The sequence below is a fragment of the Ochrobactrum sp. RH2CCR150 genome, assembly GCA_014138095.1.
Lineage (GTDB): Bacteria > Pseudomonadota > Alphaproteobacteria > Rhizobiales > Rhizobiaceae > Brucella > Brucella gambitense.
This window is the reverse complement of sequence record JACGXE010000011.1, coordinates 43,757-61,770: the sequence shown is the minus strand read 5'-3', so window position 1 is coordinate 61,770 and position 18,014 is coordinate 43,757. Positions and strand designations below refer to the sequence as shown.

Below are 18,014 nucleotides of genomic sequence, written 5' to 3'. Positions count from 1 at the left end.
GATTTGCTGTGAACACAGGCGTCTTGATTACCGTCATTCCCGCTAACGATCGGAGCGACGATAACGTTCGAACGGATCTTCGGCCCCCGGTGGCGTGATCCAGTCGACAAAAAGCGTGTAGCCGAGCGCAAAGGCGACCAAGACAAGTCCCATCAGGCCGAACGCCCAGAACGGCATGCCGTGAGCAGCATCGGGATGGGCAAAAACGACGATCGACATCGGCAGCATGACCAGTGCGGCCAATACCAACATACCGGTGAACGGCCGCAACATGCACAAGAGATAAAAGGCCAAATACCACGCGCTGTAGAATATCGAACGGGCGAAAACACCGAGAATGGCAAATGGCAGCCTCGCCACAAACAGAAGGAGGCGCCAAAAAGCGTTTCTGGACGCGTCAACTGAAGCCGGATTGGTTGAGCGAGGTTTGGCAGTTACCAACTTGATCTCCTGCTATGTGCCGCAGGCAAACGTTCACCTGACTTTGCCGGCGCGATTTACTCGCTTATTTGCACGAGTCTATCTACGGCAAAAGTACATTGCAAGCGTTGGCGTTGCGTCCCTTGTGTTGTGCATGCATGGAAACAGAGCCGAGAGTTTAGCGCGGCGTCGAGGTCGCCTGAAAGCGACCTCCAGTAAAACCGGCAAATTCCAGTGGATTGACCGCGCCGCAGCAGTATCTGTCCCTATCATCGCGGCACACCGATTGTCATACTGATCAGACCTTATCCTGGGAGGATACTTTCTATGACGACAGCAACCGCGATCGCGGACAACATCGCCACCGAGCAGAGCCTGACCAAGGCTCAAGCGAAGGCCATTGTGGACAGCGTGTTCCGGCAGATCGCCGAAGCGGCGAAGACCGGCGCCGAGACGAATGTGCCAGGCTTCGGCAAATTCAAGGTGAAAGAGACGCCGGCACGCGAAGGCCGCAATCCGGCGACGGGAGAAACAATCAAGATCGCGACGTCGAAGAAGCTGACTTTTACGCCGGCGAAAGCGGTGAAGGACGCGCTCAACGGCTGAGGCCGCACAGCACGCCCGAGACGTGAAACCGCCCTCAATAGGGCGGTTCGTTCTTGAGGAAAGCCGCCTGCTCGGCCCAGAGCGCTTCGCGCTCCGCCAGCGCCTTCGCCAGTTCCTTCTCGATCCAGCGGCGCTCGTTGCGATAGACTGCGTTCCGCAGCTCGGCGCGTAGTTCCTCGATGTGCTGATCGATCGACATTGATTGTCTCCTTGATGTTTGTGAAAGACGCCGCCCGCAGTCATGGCAGGCCGGAGGGGTCAAGGAGCGCGGAACGCGACCGCCGGAGGCGGCGAGTGGGGGAGCCGATTTTGTTGGCGGGCGCGCAAGCGGTCGGCGGCAAAATTGGGGGAACCGCTCGTCCTTGAGGCATTCGGGCTGGCTTGGCACACTTGGACGGACTGAGCAGACAAAGTTTGGTTCCGTTTGGCACCCGGAAGGAGTGACAGCGGGCTCGATGCCCGCTTTCACTCCCATGTTCACACGGATCAATCAGTGCAAAATGCCGGAGCCGGCCCCGATCGCTCGAAGCCGGCTACCTGCCGCTCAGTTCGGGTTGTTCCAGAGGATCACCTTCTTTGCCGGATCCCCGCCGGGAGCTGGGGCGACGTTGCCGAAGATCACACCGATTTCGGGAGCCTCAAGCTTCACCGAGAGGTATTCCTCTCCGGTCTGGCGGGCGACGCGGTTCCATCCCGCGCCGATCTCGAAGCCGGTCCTACGATGGATGACGCGGTAGTCGGGGGCTTCGTCGCTTGACTTGCTCGCGTTCGGGACGATTGCGATCGGCGCGTTGACCCGGATGGTGGCGAAAATGCCTTCGAGGCTGCCGTCGGTCTTCTGCATCAAGGTTGCGATCGTGGTGGCCATGGTAGTGTCTCCTTCGGTTGCTCGGGACCATTCCCGATGGCGCACGAAGAGACGGCCGACTTGCTGCGGTCAGCTCGGCTGAAAATTTTGCAAAATTCTATTTCCCGTCAAGGCAAGGGAACCGAAATCGAATTTTGCAAAATTTTCGGGCGGGTCTTACCCCGTCAGGGGTTGACCGCAAAAGCAGGCGGTCGTCTATACGAGCGACATACAACGGGAATGGTTCGGGGCAATCGAGGGGAGCGAAACCATCATGCCTGCCCGATCCACCATTGAGCGGAACCGGGCACAGGCTTGCGCGTGCACCTTCGCCGCCATCCCTTCACGGTCGACGATGATTGACGTGATGACCGTCCTGCCCATTGACGGTCGTGCTGCAATTCTGGTGAAGCTGGAAATACCCGTGTCCGATATGTGGTCTTCAGCAATGTCGCCCCGGTCAACGTCCGTCCCGCCAGGCAGCATGAAGCCATCCGGAGCACAAGCCCGCGAACAGGCAACCGATAGCTGAGCGATCGGGCTGGCTTCGCCGGTGCCAGCCAAGCCGATGTGTAGGGCGGCATCGAATGCACGGGGTCATGAATCATATCTTGAAACAGAAACGGCAAGAGCGTATATACATTTCTGTGTATACAAAAGGAGGAGCGGCCATGCCCCATCTCGCCCGTGTTTTTCAGGCAGGCAATTCACAAGCCGTTCGCCTGCCGAAAGAGTTCCGCTTCAATGTCGAGCGCGTGGAGATCACGCAGGAAGGCGATGCGCTCATCCTTCGCCCACATGTCGAGACCAAGGAGGCATGGGCATCGCTGAGGGCTGCACTCACCCGCGGGGTCAGCGACGATTTCATGGCGGATGGCCGCAAACAGCCCGATCAGCAGGACCGGCCGGAGCTTGATGCGGTGTTTTCGTGATTTCCCATCTTCTCGACACCAATGCTGTAATCACCTTGATCGGTCGGCGATCAGATACTCTGGTCAGTCGTGTTCTCGGCAGCGTTCCGGGGACGATCGGCCTTTCTTCAATTGTCGTTCATGAGCTTTATTTTGGCGCTCACAAAAGTGCAAAGATCGAGCATAATCTCGAGACGTTGCGCTTACTGCTCGCCGATTTTCCAGTCCTCGATTTCGACCAGAGGGATGCGTACGTCGCTGGAGATATACGGGCGGCCCTTGCCGCCAAGGGGACGCCCATCGGTCCCTATGACGCACTTATCGCCGGTCAGGCAAAGGCGCGGGATCTCGTGGTCGTTACCAACAATACCGGCGAGTTTGCGCGCGTCGAGGGCCTGCGCGTGGAAGACTGGACGCGTTAAACAAATCGTTCCCGGACTGCGGCCTCTCCCCCCGCACTCGTGCAGGATGTGGCGATCATTTGCATCTATTGTCGCCATCCTGCATGAGTGAGATGATCTCCCGACTTGCCAGATTTGCAAGAAAACGGCGCTCATGCGCCGTCTCCTGAGAACTGCCAGACCGGGATCCCGAACCGACGGGCCTTGTCGGCAAGATTCCCGGTGATCCCGGAACCAGGAAAGACTATGACACCTGTCGGCATCACCGATAGCATGGCATCGTTGCGGCGGAACGGTGCCGCCTTGGCGTGTTTCGTCCAGTCGGGCTTGAAGGCGATCTGCGTCACCTTGCGCGCTTCTGCCCAGCAAGCGGCGATACGTTCGGCTCCCTTGGGCGAGCCACCATGCATCAAGACCAAATCTGGATATTTAGAATAGGCTTTGTCGAGAGCAGCCCAGACCTGCTCATGATTATTGTAATCCATACCGCCGCCAAAGGCGATCTTGGTGCCTGCCGGGATCAACACCTCGGTCTCGGCACGCCGGCGCGCGGAGAGGAAGTCTCTGGAGTCGATCATCGCTGCGGTCATGTTGGCGTGACTGATCTTGGAGCCGGTGCGCGGCCGCCATGCTGATCCGGTCTGCGCCTCGAATAGATCGGCTGCGAAGTCTCGCATGAACTCGAAGGCATTGCGGCGTTCGAGGAGCGTGATGCCTTCGGCGACATGCCGCTCCAACTCGACACTTTTTACCTCCGAGCCATCCTGCTCCCCCTGTTCGGTACGCTGCGCGTCCTCGTTGCGACGAAGTTCTCGCTGGATACGCTCGCCAGCGCGGTGGAAGAGGTTGGGCACCGACCAGAGCAGGTCCTCGAGATCGGGTTCGAGCCGCGTATCGCCGAGCATCTCGAACAAGGCGTCGAAGATCGCTGTCAGCGCCGAGCGAACGACCGGCTCCTCGGGCAGCGGTCGCGGGTCCGGTTCGTCTTGGAAAGGGCGGTGGCCGTAAAGCTGCATCTCGTGGATGAAGCGGCCGGTTGGCGAGGATTGTTGGTGGAGCTCAAAGGCGTCGTCGTTGGCAAGCAAGAGGTTCATGATGGTCTCCGTCGGTTTGCGCCGCGCCTCTCGCGGCCTGACGGCGATCCCTGTCCATGCGGTGGCAAGCCGGAACCGCGGCGTTCTGCGCCGCGGCCCAGCGAAGCGCCGGGCGGCGGAGGAAGGGTTTCTTGCCCCGCGAGGAATGACGGGCCGCATCGCGGTCCGTCAGGGGAAGAAACCTGCCCGACCCGCTGAAGTCCTGCCCGCCGCATGGTAAGGGTCGTCTCTCGGCAGGCCCGCAGGCGCGCGCCCATCCGGGCGGCAACCAGCATTGCACCTGCCAACCAACCCGTGCCGCTAAAATCGCGCCTCGCCTCCCCATCACGGCCCGATCACGCTGACAGAAAAGCCTGAGCATCTTCCGGGACAAGTTGCGCCCGAAGACTGGCGATCAGCCGGTCCGGCCCGAGCTGGCGCAGATCCTCGTTGAAGTCACCGAGTTGTGGGGTAAGTACCAGCGAAAGGATGCCGAGCGATTGCGCACGACGGCTCAATCCCTCGATGCCGTGCCGGCCGGCAGCGTCGGCGTCGGCGGCAATGTAGAGGCGCTCACATCCATCCGGCGGACGGAAGGCGGCGAGGTGAGCGGCAGTCAATGCCGAGACCATCGGCATTGCTGGCATCACAGCGACGAGCGACAGGATGCTTTCAAGACCTTCGCCGACGGTCGTGACGGGTACAGGGCCAAAGACAGGAAAGCGGAAACGCACGGCATTGCCGAGCAGACCTCCAAGAGCGCGCCGGGGCGTATCCACCTGTGCCTTCCCAATGCTGCTCGGATCCAGTCCGGAGCGCTCGAGATAGGTGCGATGCACGCCGGTGATGGTTCCGAAGCGATCGGTCACGGCAGCGATCAACGCCGGATAGCTGCTGGTTCTGCCGGTCGCGAGATCGCGATAGTAGCACGATGGATGAAATCTGAGCGCGGGATGCTGTGCCGCCTGCATGATGCCGCGCTGGCGCAGATAGCTTTCAGCCAGCGTGCCGGCAATCGGCTGCGTCATGCGGAACAGGCGTTGGGCCCGTTCATTTGCAGGTCTGTTGATCGGAGGATCGGCAGAAGCGCCGGCCCTTTGGGACAACACGCGACTGGGACGGGGCTCGTTCAGAAATCGCCGCGCCTCCTCGGCCACATCGCGGAAATCGACCAGTCCGCAGGTTTCCCGCACGAGATCGAGCAGGTCACCATAGTGAGCCGTCGCCGCATCCGCCCACTTGCCCTTGCGTGGACCGGAGAGATGGACATAGAGCGATTTTCCTTTGCTGTTGGCGACATCGCCAGCGATCCAGTAATTGCCGGCCCTTCGGCCGGCGGAGAGATAATGACGGCAGACCGCCTCGGCATCCTGTGCGAGACGGTCCGCAAGATCGGACGCGGACAACATTTTGGTTATCCCCGGCCAGCGACGTCGATGATGCGATGCTGTTCGATGAGACGAGCGAGGATTGCCGGCCCCTCCTCCGAGGTCGGAATGAAGAACCTGACCTTCCAGGCGATCATCTCGGAGAACAGGCCGAAGGACCGGAGCCTGTCACGCATGCCGTCGGTGAAACCGTTGAGCTCAACGCGATAGTCGTTCATCACCCGGACACGCCTGAGCGTCATGTTGCCGGCAAGTGCGACCACCGAGGAGCCTGCGAGCAGCGACTGCCAGACATCAGCGTCGATGACGACCTCCGTCTTGTCGAGCCCGAAGTTGCGGCAAAGCCGCGTTAATCCATCCGGCGAGACCAGACGTCCGACGATACGCTCGCCCTCGTCGGTCTGCAGGCGATAGACCCGGCAATAGTCCTGCGGCAGCAATTTCCAGATAGGCAGCAGGAGGCCCGAAACCACGTGCATGGTCGACACCGAGAATTCGGCAAGGTTGGCGACTTCCGTCTCCCATGCGGCCGAAAAGTCTTGTTCGCCCGCCGCTTCCCAGTTCGTTTCTTCCAGCTGGCGCATTTCGAAGCGGATCTCGGCCATTGGCCGGATCAGTGCGACGCGCGGTTGGATCGAACCGTCGTCGAGCATAACCGAGCGGGTCGGAACCTGCACCGCCGGGCGGCCGGACTTGCCGTTGATCATCAGCACAGCGTGCGGATCGCGGGCGGCGAGGCTCAAAGCATCGGCGAGCAACATCGGCCTGTTACGATCCATGCGCTCGATGGTCAATAGATGCGACTGCGCCCCAGTGACCGGATGGGTGTAGATCAGCTGCCGGTTCTTCACCGTCATTCGGTCCGCGGTCAGGGTCTCCAGCCCCTTGTCATAGACACCGGTGGCGATCGCGCCCTCGATGCGCGCGGCCAGCAATTGCTCGAACGCGTCGAACAGGAGATTCTGCATGGCGATGGTGAGCGCAAGCATTCGGTTCAGAAACGTATGGATCGGTGGCAATTCGTCCTTGAGGCCACCCTCTTGCGCGGTCAGCGACAGACCGGTGATCGCCTCGAATTTTTCCAGCGAACAGCCGTCGATGCCACCGGCATGAACCAACTTGTAAAACTGCCTGAGCGCATCGCGGGCATATTGGGATTCGAGATTGTCTTCGCTGCGGAACATGCCCTGACCGCCGGTCTGGCGCTGCCCGCGCGTGATCGCGCCGAGCGTATCGAGGCGCCTGGCGATCGTCGACAAAAACCTTCGTTCGGCCTTCACATTGGTGGCAACCATGCGGAAGCGCGGCTGCTGCGCCTGGTTGGTGCGATGGCTGCGGCCGAGCCCCTGGATTGCCACGTCCGCGCGCCAACCGGCTTCGAGGAGATTGTGGAGACGCAGACGTTGGTTCTTCACGCCGAGATCGGCATGGTAGGATCGTCCAGTACCGCCCGCTTCAGAGAAGATCAGGATCGGCTTCTCATCGTCCATGAAGGCGCGAGTCTCGTCGATATTGGCGCTGCCCGGTCGGCTTTCGACGGCGAAGCGGTCGATCGTGTCGCCATCCTCGCGCCGGATGATGCGGCGCGTGCGGCCTGTGATTTCGGCGACCTGGCTGCTGCCGAATTTCTGGACGATCTGGTCGAGCGCCGTTGGAATGGCGGGTATGCTGCCGAGCCGTTCAAGCAACATATCACGGCTGGCGACGGCGTCGCGGCGATCCCCAAAAGCGTAGAGCGTATCGCCGGGGCCGTCCCAGTAGACAATCGCGAAGCAGACAGGCCGAACAGCCTCAGAGCGGAAATTCAGAAAGACCGGAGCTGCGGCTGGTTGGCAAAAATCGAGTACAGGAATGGTCATGTTGCTCTCCTGAAACGGAAATGCCCGGCAATTACCGGGCAGAGGGGTCGTGGATGCGGCTAGTCGGCCGTTCAGGCCGGAACGCGCTGACGACAACCCGAGTCGAAATGCGCTTTCTCCCATCTCGACCGGGCCACGCCTTCACCAACCCAACTCCCCTCTTTTCCCGTGTTCTACTGCCTGTCCCTTGCGGCCGCAGCGATTTCGGCATTTTAGTCCTGACACGAAGGTTGCAAACGTAATCCCACTCCTTACTGACTAGTTTTCGTTAGTAAAATACCTATTGGCGGTATAAGCTCGATGCTGGAGAAGGAGAACATGGATGCGAGAGTTCGCAATCGGCAATCGCTTGATCGAAGAAGCTGACCCTGAACTGCAGGAAGTTCTCGCTCAGGCCTACGAACAGCGGCTGCGTCCAATGTGCTTGTGCAAGGACCCTTCCTCACCGATGTACATCGCCCGCGTCGAGGACCAGTATCTTGTCAAGCGGATGCCTCTATCGGGGCGCAGGCATGATCCGATCTGCCCATCCTACGAACCTCCCTACGAGCTTTCCGGCCTTGGCCCGTTGATCGGCAATGCGATCCAGATCGACGCCAGCGGTCGAGCTGAACTGAAGCTGGACTTCTCGCTGACGAAGCGCAGTCCGCGGGCTGCACCCACGACGCCGACGGAAGCGTCCGAATCGGGTATCCGCAGCGAGCCGCGGAAACTGTCGTTGAAGGCGATGCTCCACTATCTCTGGGAAGCGGGCGAGTTGACCGAGTGGCGCTCTGCCTGGGTTGGCCGGCGTGGCTGGGGTCGGGTCCGTGCGAGCCTTGTCAACGCCGCTTCACAGATGTCGGCGAGGGGCGGTTCCCTGAGTGATATGCTCTACGTGCCGGAGGTCTTTCAGCCGGAGGACAAGGATGGCATTACCGCCCGGCGAGCAGCTGCACTCAAGCGGGTACAGACGATCGGGTCGGGGCCACGGAAATTGATGATGATCGTAGCCGAGGTGAAGGAGTTTTCCCCGGCCCGCGAAGGGCAGAAAATCGTTGCGCGGCACATGCCCTTCCCCTTAATAATTGAGGACGGAGCGTGGCGGCGGCTTGCCGCCCGCTATGAGATCGAGCTCGAACTGTGGCGCTCCAACGAGGCGTTCCACCTGATCGTCATTGCCACGTTCGGTATTTCAGTCGCGGGCATCGCCTCTGTGGAAGAGGTCGCGCTGATGGTGGTCAACGATCATTGGCTCCCGTTCGAGAACTTTCACGAGCTCAGGCTGCTGGAGCAACTCAGCCACCTGAAGCGAAAGATCGTCAAGGGGCTGCGTTTTAACCTGCCGCGGGATGCGCCAATCGTGTCGGTCACGATGCCGGAACAGAAGCCGGCACCGGTCGCGATCTTCATCGTCCCTCCAGGCGCCGATGACGCGTATGAGCAGGCACTTGCCGACATGATCGAGACACGACCTGAGATCACTCCGTGGGTCTGGCGCGTGGCGGAAGGCGAAATTCCCCGGCTCCCCTGATCCGGTAATCCGAGCCTCAACCATTGACAGGATGCGGCGAATAAGAGCACCTGCTACCGGAAAATCCATCCGCCACCGTCAGCCGAACCATTATGAAGCCTGAGAAAAAGCCATTTATCGTCGAGTTCAAGAACCGGCGTCGTCAGTCTACCCAACAAAACTCAATCTGGGGCGCCATTGACCTGAAAGCGGCAAGCAATCAGGTCGCTGCCAATGAAATGGCCAGCATGATTGATGCGAGCACGGACGAGCCGCCATCCGACGCCGGCACAATCGGTATCACCCAGCCGTTCACATAGAAACAGCGCTTCGTCTTGAGGCGGGCGATATAGCGACTTGCTCCCTGCAAGAGCCCATCCGATTGAACCGGATGCGTGAGTAGTCAATCATGCCGTCGCTCTCGGATAGCTCGAGCGGGCCAGACGCCACCAGTTGCTCGATATGAGAGCGTAGTGTCTTGACGACACCATCGAAGCGATAATGCCGATCCAGCGCAACCTTCAGGCGGCCCGACTGCAGGGGTGAGAGTTCTTCTGTGCTGAACATCGAACGTTCCTCGGTGGAAGAAAATTCATTCGACATTTCGGTCCTCCAGAGCGGCAAAAGCCCGGCACACGATGGCCGGGCGATGAAAGGGATGGATGCGGATTAGTGTTGGGTTGTCGTGATCAGGCGGCACTTTCGAGCAGTTTCTTCGCCTTGCCTTCGAGTTCGAGCCGGGCATCCTGATGCGACTTTCCCCGCGCCAGTGCGGTAATGCCCTGCACAAAGTCAAAAATGCTCTCCGGCGGCCTGCCCTCTTCGGATAAAACCGTTTCGATGATCTTGCCGGTTTCAGCCTTGGAGAAACCCCGGCGGCGCAGGAAGGTCTGCCGGTCCTCATCATTGCGGGCGACGACGCGTTCACGGGCGGCGCGAATGCCGGCGATGAAGGGGGCAGGGGAGGAACTTGCGAAGGTCGTCAGCGCTGGAGCGGCCTCGTGCGCGAAACGCTGCGCAGCGAATTTCGAGTGGCGGATGGTAATTTCCTCGAAATTTTCGACGCCCCACAAATTCCTGTTGGCACATACTGCCCGCAGGTAAAAGCTCGCAATCCCAAGGGTTTTGCTGCCAACTTCGCTATTCCAGCAATAAAAGCCACGAAAATAAAGATCGGGTTCGCCGTTCGACAGGCGTCCGGCTTCGATGGGGCGCGTATCATCCACCAAAAACAGGAAGACGTCCCTGTCCGACGCGTAAAGCGTGGTCGTGTCCCTGGTCACATCCACGAAAGGATTGTGCGTCATGGTTTCCCAATCCAAGGTTCCAGGCACCTTCCACATGGTATCGCCAGTGCCATTGCCCGCGATCTTCATCACGGCGGCGACAAGCTCATGATCCCATATGCGTCCATATTCAGGACCGGTCACCGCCCGCAGCTCGAGACGGCCGTCGTCCATCTCCAGAGTTTTCACCATTTCGGCCTTGTGGCTGAGGAGTCCATGTTGAAGGTTGATGGCGGCGAGTGGCGCGGGAAGCTGGCGCATATAACTCGCAGGTGCGCCAACCAGGCTGCAAAGCTGCCCGTAGCTCCAGTGCGTTGGTGCCAGCGGTTCACGCCCCCCGGGTACGATCAGGGACATGCGCTCGGCATTGTCGCGCGTCGCCTCGACACGAATGTCGGCGGTCTCGATGGTGCGAACCCGGGCACGCTCGGTTCGGGTGCTGACGGCGTGATGAAGATCAAACAGCGACAGATAGCGCTCATCGTCCGGGCGCGAGAACCATTCGGACGACACCCGCCCTATGCGTTCGCCGCGGGAAATATCGACTTTGAACCCGGTCGATGCCGGGCGCTGGGTCTGGAGCGGGCTGGAAATCATAGTGTTCATGCTGAAGTCTCCTGAAAAGAATGAAAGAGCCCAGCTGATCGCTTCTGCGGTCAGCCGGGCTGGTGACGGAAGAGTGGGTGACATCGCCGTCAGCCTGGCTCCACAATGCAGGCAATCCCGGAAACCTTCTCTCCGGCCCGACGGCACCCCCGCTGTGCAAACAACCCTTCTTCCCTCTTCCGACTTCGCAATAATCGCTTCCAGAAAGACCATTAAAGGTCTATATTCTGGTCAAAAGGAGTTCACAGCTATGAAACTGTCGGAACAGGTCAAACCCATCAGTTACCTCAAGGCGCATGCACCGGAGGTCATTCGCCAGCTTGCCAACGACCGGCAGCCGGTGGTAATCACATTGCATGGCGAGGCGAAAGCCGTGCTTCAGGACGTCACGCAATATGAAGAAACGCAGGAAACGCTGGCGCTTTTGAAGGTGCTGGCGCTGACGAACAAACAGGTGGAGGACGGGAAGGTCCTCCCTGCGAAAGAAACCTTCGCACGCCTTCGTGCACGCCTGTCGAAGCCTAGCGCCTGATGCCGTATCAGGTTCTGTTTACCGAGGATGCAGAACGGGATCTTGAAGACCTCTACCGCTTCCTCGCCAGCCGGGATGGCATCGAGACTGCCGAACGGATTCTCGGCGAAATCGAGTATGCCTGTCTGGGGCTCGAGGATTTGCCAGCCAAGGGAAATGTTCCGAAGGAATTGACCGGTCTCGGCATCACCGACTATCGGGAGCTGCATCACAAGCCCTGGCGGATGATCTATCGCATCATCGGAGAGAATGTGATCGTCTATTGCGTCGCGGATGGTCGGCGTGACATGCAGTCCTTTCTCGAACGGCGGCTGCTGCGCTGAGTGCGTAGAGCCGCCGATGCGCTTGTTTCACCAGTCATAACGGGCAGATCGCCGACCTGCTCTGCTTCCCAATCGAGCAGGAGAGGGCTGAAGCCTTTTTGGCGCGTTCATAGATGTTCATGACGGACATGCTTGTGTCCAATGTCCAAAAACTGAAAGAGCCCGGCGTATTGACCGGGCCCGGGATTCTATGTTGGGATGATCCGGACGCGGCTATTCAGCGGTTTCCAGTTGTTCACCATCGTCAGAGGGATTGATGGAAGCCTCTTCCGCATCCTCGCCTTTGGTCAAGTAAGCCGGCAAATCGGCATCAGCAGTTTTGGAGGTATTGTCATCGACACCATCTTCCGTCACCTCAGCACCGATCTCGGCGACCACAGTGGTTTCGGCAAACGGAAGCCGCAAAACTTCAGGGAGCCATCCGCTGCCTTCCAGCAATCGGGCAGCCTCGCGCGCCATGTCGGGCTTTTTCAGGTGATCAATGAGTTGGGACGACTGCTCACCCTTCGCCTCGCGAACCGCCTGCAGGATATGCGCCTTGGTCACGCGCCCGAGATAGTTGTCGACGGTCGGTGTCCAGCCCGCCTCCACCATGTCAAATCCGAGCGAGATCGCGAGCTGCCGGGCATGGACATTTTCCGTGACCCGCCTGTTCCACGCCTGGACCGTGGTGTTGACCGACAACGAGACGCAATGGGCAAACAACGCCATGCGGCTCGGTTCATCGAGCTTGATCAGATAATCCCAGACCTCGTCAGCATTCGCAGGGAGATCATAACCCCACGATTCCTGCCGCTGTTCAATCTCCTTCACCCACACCGTATCGCCCAGTCCCTGGGTCTGGCCGAAGGTGGTATGCTGTAGCGTGACCTCCAGACACGAGTCTGCCCCGTATCTGTAGAAGATCTTGAGGACCGCAACATGGAGAGCCGCGATGAAGGCCACCACCGGGTCGTTCGCCAGCGCATTGCGAAGGGCGACAGTGCGGGCGGCTGTCAGATCTTCGACAACACGATCGGAAAGCGCGCGCAGCTTACCATCATCGTCCTCCGGCTCCTCGACGCTCGCAGGCCTGCCGTTAATCGAAACTCCACCATTCGCCGAGGCTGCAACGGTATCATTTCCGCCATGACCATCGTCGGCTTCCGCCTCGGCAATGGGCTCATCTTCCGGTCGAACGAAACCGCGTTCGATCTTCAGTTCCCCATTGACGGCAAGTGAGATGAAAACGCCGCCGCGGGAGACCTCTTCCGGATCGAAGACATAGGGCCGGTCGTTCAACACATCGAGTTCGTTGCCGAGTTCCTCAAGCCGGGCCTCGGTTTCCTCGGAATAGTCTTCCGCATCGGCATATTCGGCGTCGAGCTTGTCGTATTCCGCCTTCAGGGTGTCGTGGTGGGCCAGCTCTTCCTCAGAGTATTGCGCCTGTTTACCGTAGAACCGGCGAAGAGCGGAGGTATGGCCATAAGAGAAGTCCAACGCCGCTTCGACCCATTTCCAACCTTCTTCAGCCTTGAGCACTTCCGCGTCGGCGGTCAGCTTTTCGATCACGAGCTGTTCGAGCAGCGCCGGATCCTGCAGCCATCCACCATTGTCCGGTTCGAACAGGTCACGCATGACCACGCCCCCAGCAGCCTCGTAAACATCGGTGCCAACATAGATGGCGCGGCGATCGGTGGCCCTGATCGCGGTTTCGGTCAGCATGCGACGAATATAATTGGCATCCTGACTATAGGTCCGCGAAACCGTATCCCAAACCTGTTCCTGGCGAGCGTGATCATTGGTGATCGAGAATGCCATAACCTGCCCGAGCTTCATCTCGTCATTCGCGTAAAGTTCCAGAAGACGTGGCGAGACCGATGCGAGGCGCAAGCGCTGCTTCACCGTCGCCACCGACATGTGGAGGCGAGCAGCGATCTCCTCCTCATCGAGCTCCTGTTCGCGCAGCGTCATGATCGCCCGGAACTCGTCCAGCGGATGAAGGTCGACGCGCCTGATGTTTTCGGCAAGCGAATCCTCGACTTCAGGGTTTTCGCCCTTGCTGACGATGCATGGAACTGCGGCCGTTTTCGACAGCTTTTTCTGACTGACCAGGAGTTCGAGTGCGCGATAGCGACGACCGCCGGCAGGGATGCGGTAAATTCCGGTCTCGTTACCGTCGGCATCGATCTCGGCGCGGACGTTGAGGCTGGTCAGCAGCCCGCGATGGGCGATGTCTTCGGCAAGCTCCTCGATCGAGACGCCCGCCCTAGTCTTGCGGACGTTCTGCTGGCTCAAGACGAGCTTGTCGAACGGGATGTCACGTCCGGCATTGAGCGTGATTTTCTGGATGGCCTGTGCCATATCTTTTCTCCGTGACGGATTGGCCGGAGCCTTTCTCCGACAACCACAATCCACCACGAACTCCCCTTCCCCCCTCTCCCTCTTTGCTGGCCGCCACCCTCACCGCCTCCTGCCGGCATCCTGTTTGCCGACGCTATTCGCGATACTCTGCAGCGCTGAGCAAGATGGTAAGTGATCACACATGACGCCGTGATCTAGAATTTCGCGTCAGACACAGCTAAATCGCGGAAGTAAATCTCGCTCACCCGGAACCGCCCATCGACCCGTTTGCATTGAACGATGATGTCGATCGCGATTGTCAGCATTTCACGAATGTCATGTCGCTCAAGGTCGCTTCCGCCATCCGATTCCTTCACCAGCAATGTGAGTTGCTCGAAGGCCAGACGCGCTGAATCCGCGTGGACCGTGGTGATCGAACCGGGATGTCCGGAATTCACATTACGGATGTAGTAAAAGGCTGTGCCGTCGCGCAACTCCTGTAACAAAATCCGGTCGGGGCGCATACGAAGACAGGATTCCAAGAGATCCTTTGCGCCGATCCTCGCCATTCCCTGGCCACCCTTTGAATAGAAAAGCCGAACATGATTTGGCTGCGGGATTACCAGTTCGGGTGTATCTTCGATAGAAATGATACGCTCACTGTCAGGAATGTGCCTGATCAGCGCTTTGGATAGCGTTGTCTTTCCCGAACCGGTTGCACCTGAGATGATGATGTTCTTCCGGGCCAGCACCGCTTCGCTCAAAAACCGTTTCACTGCGCCGGTCCGATAGAGTTCTATCAATCGTTGGTCGAATTGCCCGTGGTTTTCTTCCACATGCCGAACATCGGCAAACAGCCCCCCATCGTCGAGATCGTCAAGGCTGAGCGACACCGACGACGGTTTGCGGATGGTGAGGCTCACCGTTTCCTTTATCGTCGCTGGCGGGATCACGATCTGGATACGTTCAGCGTCGGGCAAGGTTGCCGACAAGATTGGATTGGTTTCATTGATTGACTGATTGGAAAAACTCGCCACCGCCCGCGCAAGGCGCATCAGCCGGTCATAGGTGAGTTCCGGTATGCTATGTGTCTGCCATCCGCCCGATCCTTCTGTCATGACTTGTCCCGGCCTGTTGACGATAACTTCATAGAGTGACTGATCACGCAGAAACGGTGACAGCGGCAACAACAGTTCGCGCACGACGCCGGAATCTACGGCTTCGATCATCGTCTTACCTATTTCGTCACAATTTTGGAATCCGGCCTGAAGTCGCCGAGAACAGCACGGTCGTAAATCCGGTTGCGCGGCTCGGTCACGCGCAGCCCGTACACGCTGGAAAAATCGAGATCCCGTGCCACGAAGATCGAAACGAGCCCTCCCTGGTGTTTTATCAGGGTTGGCGGGATGTTGATCGACTGTTCGACGGCAATCGCCGCAGCCTGCTGACCGGCACTGGTGGTGTTCTGCGCATCGACGTCACTATCCCGCAGTCGGCTGTTTGCATAGGATGTCAAGTCGCCAACAATCGACAACAGAATAGCGCTGCCAAAACGTTCCCACCAGTGTGTGTCCACATGACCATCCATACCGGCGCGACCGAGGGCATCGGTTGCAGGCGACGCCAGTGTAATGATCACACCTTTCGGTGTCTTCGCACGGTTCCAAAGGACGAACAGGCGTTTCTGACCACGGCGAAGTCCGCCGCGATATTCACCGACGACCTGTGTGCCCTTTTCCATCAGCACAACCCGACCGTTGTCGGACAGAACATCGCGGTTGATGACACAGCTCGTAAAACCGGGTTGATCAGAAGAATGTGCCGTTTCCAGCACGCATGGAATAGACGTTCCCATCGCAACGATAAAATCCCGATTGCCAAGCGTGCCGGCACGCGAGCCCTGCAACCGCGTTGGCGTCAGCATGCGATTGAAGCGCTGATCTTCGTTCTCGCGCTCGCCGTCAAAACCGCCCGTGGTGTTCCCCAACGGGACATAATTTGCATCGGGATCGGCGCCGGCACCACCCTGTTGTCGCCTGGTGGACTGCGTTTTCTCGGCTCCATAGGCCATCACGGGCGCGCGCCGCGCGGCATCGAGCAGTTTGTCGTCGTCAGCAGGTTTCTCTTCTGTCAGAACCGGGGTCGGAAGCTGGAGTTTATCCGGCGCCACCACGGGCTGGACCGGCTCTTTCGCAGGCTCGAAATCCGACGTCTGGCGGATGACAACCCGCTCCGGCTCTGACGTCTCGGAAGGCTTGTTGTTCCCTCGCATCGACCAGAGCGCAAAGGAGACAAATGCGACGATGGCAAGTGCGACCGCGCCGCGCTTCAGGTTTGGGTTGTTGTCGATCCGCCGACCGGTCGATGTTTCTGCACGTTCGCCGGGGATCTGCGTGGCTTCTTCGTCCGCCATGATACCTCCTATTGCGCCGAAACTGGCTGCGTTTTCACCACGCGTTCGACGGACGGCGATGTCGTGTTTGTCTCGGGATTGATGCCGACGCGATCGTAAGCCTCGTTGAAGATGCACAGCACATCCCCGCCCCTGCGCAGGATGAACTTGCGGCTTATTGCGTGAACGAGAACGAGATTGCCGTCGACGGATTTTGGAACCAGGCTTTCTGTACCGTCGGAATTTTCCATATAGATCGATGGCATTTCCTGATTGCCGACAAAGGCGAAGGTTGTGACCTTGCCGTTGTCATAGATGGCCTGCGGTTCAAGCGACTGTGCGCCTTGGGCGGAATAATGCCAATTCCGCGGCCCATACGCCTCGTGAAGGGACAAAACCCGATCAGCTTCACCTGCCTGGACAGCCCGGGCACGTAGAGCCGCGTCTTCCTTGCGCCGCTCAGCTTCGTCTGCCGGATAACTGTATTTCAGATAGAAATAAGTGTTCTGCCCGGCCTCAACGCTTCCATCGCGAACCGTCAGTTCCATCTGATAACTGCGCGTCGAGCCGTCCCGCCTCGTCGTCACCACCGAAATATTGGTGACAGGCTGGTTCTCCCGCGGCTTGAGGAAGAGAATGTTGCCAGCTGGCGCCACTTCCCAGGCCACACTGTTGCCAAGCGCCACATGAGCGATCTCCTCATCTACAGCAAACTCGACCTGCACAGATGAGCGCAGCGTACCGACGACTCGCGTGATGTTGTAAGGCTGGTAATCGATAAAGCGGACACGGCTATCCTGAGACGCACCCCGCGGTATCTCCAGAGCCGCAGCGGTCGTGGAAAAGCCAGCGACCAGGAAGAAAACAGGCAAAAATTTCTTTCTCAATTGATAGCCTCCGGATCGGCACGATATTCGCTGACGGCGAAACCCAGGGGATTGACCAATCGGTCGGTGGAGGACATCGGTGCATTGGCGTAAGCGAAAGTGAGCGTCGCGACCCAATGCGTAGTGCGCACTTCATCGCCGCGCGTAACGGTTCGCATGTACCGGACAGATGCGACGGTTTTGTTGATCAGCGAGATCGAAACAATATTGATCCGCGCGGTGGCGCCCCGACCATAGATATTTTGCGGCGAATCTGGATTGCTTCCACGATAGCTTGCCGCGAAGCGCGTTTGTTCAGACTGGGTCGACAAAAGCGCAACCGTCCGGAAATTCTCCTCTCCTTCACTCCAGACATAGCCTTCACGGGCGCGAACATATCTTGCAGCAAAATATTTCGTGACGGCCTCATCATAGGTGCCGGCTGTCGACGTTAGGGCTGAAACGACGTCAACGATCCCCGTCGAATTGTCGACCCGTACGACAAATGGTTCCACCGTCTTCAACGGCGTGAGGCCAGCAATGGCGACAACGGAGACAACAGCAATGATACTGGCCGAGATCGCGACAAACCAGGCAATGCGATTTGAGCGTTCAACCTGGATCAGCCGATCCTGATCGAAGCGGCGCGCCTTTTCAAAATAATCCTTGAGGCTATCAGAATTTACCATC

At 59.0% G+C, this 18,014-nt stretch carries 21 protein-coding genes and 1 pseudogene; 8 read left to right on the top strand and 14 right to left on the bottom strand.

Features of this window, described 5'->3' with window-relative positions:
* Window positions 1-42: 42 nt before the first annotated feature.
* Window positions 43-441, bottom strand: a complete 399-nt coding sequence (locus FHW03_RS19410; RefSeq protein WP_182522114.1) for a hypothetical protein — start codon at window positions 439-441, stop codon at window positions 43-45.
* Window positions 442-747: 306 nt separating this feature from the next.
* Here FHW03_RS19410 and FHW03_RS19405 point away from each other — a divergent pair, with 306 nt between their 5' ends.
* The gene (locus FHW03_RS19405) at window positions 748-1,026 is read left to right on the top strand and encodes an HU family DNA-binding protein (protein WP_182522113.1); all 279 of its coding nucleotides are present in this window, start codon (window positions 748-750) and stop codon (window positions 1,024-1,026) included.
* Between the two features lie 34 nt (window positions 1,027-1,060).
* Here the strand turns inward: FHW03_RS19405 and FHW03_RS19400 are convergent, their stop codons facing one another.
* From FHW03_RS19400 to FHW03_RS19390, 3 genes are all read right to left on the bottom strand, one after another.
* Window positions 1,061-1,225, bottom strand: coding sequence for a hypothetical protein (locus tag FHW03_RS19400; RefSeq protein WP_182522112.1), 165 nt, complete (start codon window positions 1,223-1,225; stop codon window positions 1,061-1,063).
* A gap of 345 nt (window positions 1,226-1,570) precedes the next feature.
* Entirely contained in the window at window positions 1,571-1,894 is a 324-nt protein-coding gene (locus tag FHW03_RS19395) for a DUF736 family protein (protein ID WP_182522111.1), read from the bottom strand.
* A 195-nt stretch (window positions 1,895-2,089) separates the two neighbouring features.
* Entirely contained in the window at window positions 2,090-2,359 is a 270-nt protein-coding gene (locus FHW03_RS19390; RefSeq protein WP_182522110.1) for a hypothetical protein, read from the bottom strand.
* A gap of 185 nt (window positions 2,360-2,544) precedes the next feature.
* On the opposite strand from FHW03_RS19390, the gene FHW03_RS19385 reads away from it, so the two are divergent.
* Both FHW03_RS19385 and FHW03_RS19380 read left to right on the top strand, forming a co-directional pair.
* Window positions 2,545-2,805, top strand: coding sequence for a type II toxin-antitoxin system VapB family antitoxin (locus FHW03_RS19385; protein ID WP_182522109.1), 261 nt, complete (start codon window positions 2,545-2,547; stop codon window positions 2,803-2,805).
* A complete protein-coding gene (locus tag FHW03_RS19380) occupies window positions 2,802-3,206 on the top strand; it encodes a type II toxin-antitoxin system VapC family toxin (RefSeq protein ID WP_182522108.1) in 405 nt (134 codons plus the stop codon). Before FHW03_RS19385 ends, FHW03_RS19380 begins: the two co-directional genes overlap by 4 nt.
* Before the next feature lie 131 nt (window positions 3,207-3,337).
* Here the strand turns inward: FHW03_RS19380 and FHW03_RS19375 are convergent, their stop codons facing one another.
* Window positions 3,338-4,279, bottom strand: a complete 942-nt coding sequence (locus tag FHW03_RS19375; RefSeq protein WP_182522107.1) for a DUF2493 domain-containing protein — start codon at window positions 4,277-4,279, stop codon at window positions 3,338-3,340.
* Here FHW03_RS19375 and FHW03_RS19370 point away from each other — a divergent pair.
* Window positions 4,260-4,499 carry a hypothetical protein gene (locus FHW03_RS19370; protein WP_182522181.1) on the top strand — a complete coding sequence of 80 codons (240 nt, stop codon included), beginning with the start codon at window positions 4,260-4,262 and terminating at the stop codon, window positions 4,497-4,499. The genes FHW03_RS19375 and FHW03_RS19370 overlap by 20 nt on opposite strands.
* 115 nt (window positions 4,500-4,614) lie before the next feature.
* On the opposite strand, the gene FHW03_RS19365 is transcribed toward FHW03_RS19370, so the two are convergent.
* Window positions 4,615-5,667 (bottom strand): toprim domain-containing protein, encoded by a 1,053-nt coding sequence (locus FHW03_RS19365; protein WP_182522106.1) that lies wholly within the window; start codon window positions 5,665-5,667, stop codon window positions 4,615-4,617.
* A 5-nt stretch (window positions 5,668-5,672) separates the two neighbouring features.
* Window positions 5,673-7,361: pseudogene (locus tag FHW03_RS19360) on the bottom strand (strawberry notch C-terminal domain-containing protein); the annotation flags it as partial.
* 466 nt (window positions 7,362-7,827) lie between these two features.
* Between FHW03_RS19360 and FHW03_RS19355 the strand changes: the two are divergent.
* Window positions 7,828-9,018, top strand: coding sequence for a DUF1173 domain-containing protein (locus FHW03_RS19355; protein WP_182522105.1), 1,191 nt, complete (start codon window positions 7,828-7,830; stop codon window positions 9,016-9,018).
* Window positions 9,019-9,110: 92 nt separating this feature from the next.
* Window positions 9,111-9,317 (top strand): hypothetical protein, encoded by a 207-nt coding sequence (locus tag FHW03_RS19350; protein ID WP_182522180.1) that lies wholly within the window; start codon window positions 9,111-9,113, stop codon window positions 9,315-9,317.
* On the opposite strand, the gene FHW03_RS19345 is transcribed toward FHW03_RS19350, so the two are convergent.
* Complete coding sequence (locus FHW03_RS19345; RefSeq protein ID WP_377515245.1) at window positions 9,310-9,600, bottom strand: hypothetical protein; 291 nt, start codon at window positions 9,598-9,600, stop codon at window positions 9,310-9,312. The two genes, FHW03_RS19350 and FHW03_RS19345, sit on opposite strands and share 8 nt — an antisense overlap.
* A gap of 86 nt (window positions 9,601-9,686) precedes the next feature.
* Complete coding sequence (locus FHW03_RS19340; protein ID WP_182522104.1) at window positions 9,687-10,889, bottom strand: DUF932 domain-containing protein; 1,203 nt, start codon at window positions 10,887-10,889, stop codon at window positions 9,687-9,689.
* A 250-nt stretch (window positions 10,890-11,139) separates the two neighbouring features.
* Between FHW03_RS19340 and FHW03_RS19335 the strand changes: the two genes are divergently transcribed.
* On the top strand, window positions 11,140-11,421 hold the full coding sequence (locus FHW03_RS19335; protein WP_182522103.1) for a type II toxin-antitoxin system Phd/YefM family antitoxin: 282 nt from the start codon (window positions 11,140-11,142) through the stop codon (window positions 11,419-11,421).
* Window positions 11,421-11,744: a type II toxin-antitoxin system RelE/ParE family toxin gene (locus FHW03_RS19330; protein WP_182522102.1), complete on the top strand. Its 324-nt coding sequence runs from the start codon at window positions 11,421-11,423 to the stop codon at window positions 11,742-11,744. Before FHW03_RS19335 ends, FHW03_RS19330 begins: the two co-directional genes overlap by 1 nt.
* A gap of 213 nt (window positions 11,745-11,957) precedes the next feature.
* Here FHW03_RS19330 and FHW03_RS19325 read toward each other — a convergent pair whose 3' ends face one another.
* The 5 genes from FHW03_RS19325 to FHW03_RS19305 all read right to left on the bottom strand — a co-directional run bounded on the left by FHW03_RS19325 (window position 11,958) and on the right by FHW03_RS19305 (window position 18,013).
* Window positions 11,958-14,087 carry a ParB/RepB/Spo0J family partition protein gene (locus FHW03_RS19325; protein ID WP_182522101.1) on the bottom strand — a complete coding sequence of 710 codons (2,130 nt, stop codon included), beginning with the start codon at window positions 14,085-14,087 and terminating at the stop codon, window positions 11,958-11,960.
* A 194-nt stretch (window positions 14,088-14,281) separates the two neighbouring features.
* Complete coding sequence (gene virB11 / locus FHW03_RS19320) at window positions 14,282-15,295, bottom strand: P-type DNA transfer ATPase VirB11 (RefSeq protein WP_182522100.1); 1,014 nt, start codon at window positions 15,293-15,295, stop codon at window positions 14,282-14,284.
* Between the two features lie 8 nt (window positions 15,296-15,303).
* On the bottom strand, window positions 15,304-16,479 hold the full coding sequence (gene virB10 / locus FHW03_RS19315) for a type IV secretion system protein VirB10 (RefSeq protein ID WP_182522099.1): 1,176 nt from the start codon (window positions 16,477-16,479) through the stop codon (window positions 15,304-15,306).
* Window positions 16,480-16,487: 8 nt separating this feature from the next.
* Entirely contained in the window at window positions 16,488-17,345 is an 858-nt protein-coding gene (gene virB9, locus FHW03_RS19310; RefSeq protein WP_182522098.1) for a P-type conjugative transfer protein VirB9, read from the bottom strand.
* On the bottom strand, window positions 17,342-18,013 hold the full coding sequence (locus FHW03_RS19305; RefSeq protein WP_182522097.1) for a virB8 family protein: 672 nt from the start codon (window positions 18,011-18,013) through the stop codon (window positions 17,342-17,344). Before FHW03_RS19305 ends, virB9 begins: the two co-directional genes overlap by 4 nt.
* Window position 18,014 lies beyond the last annotated feature (1 nt).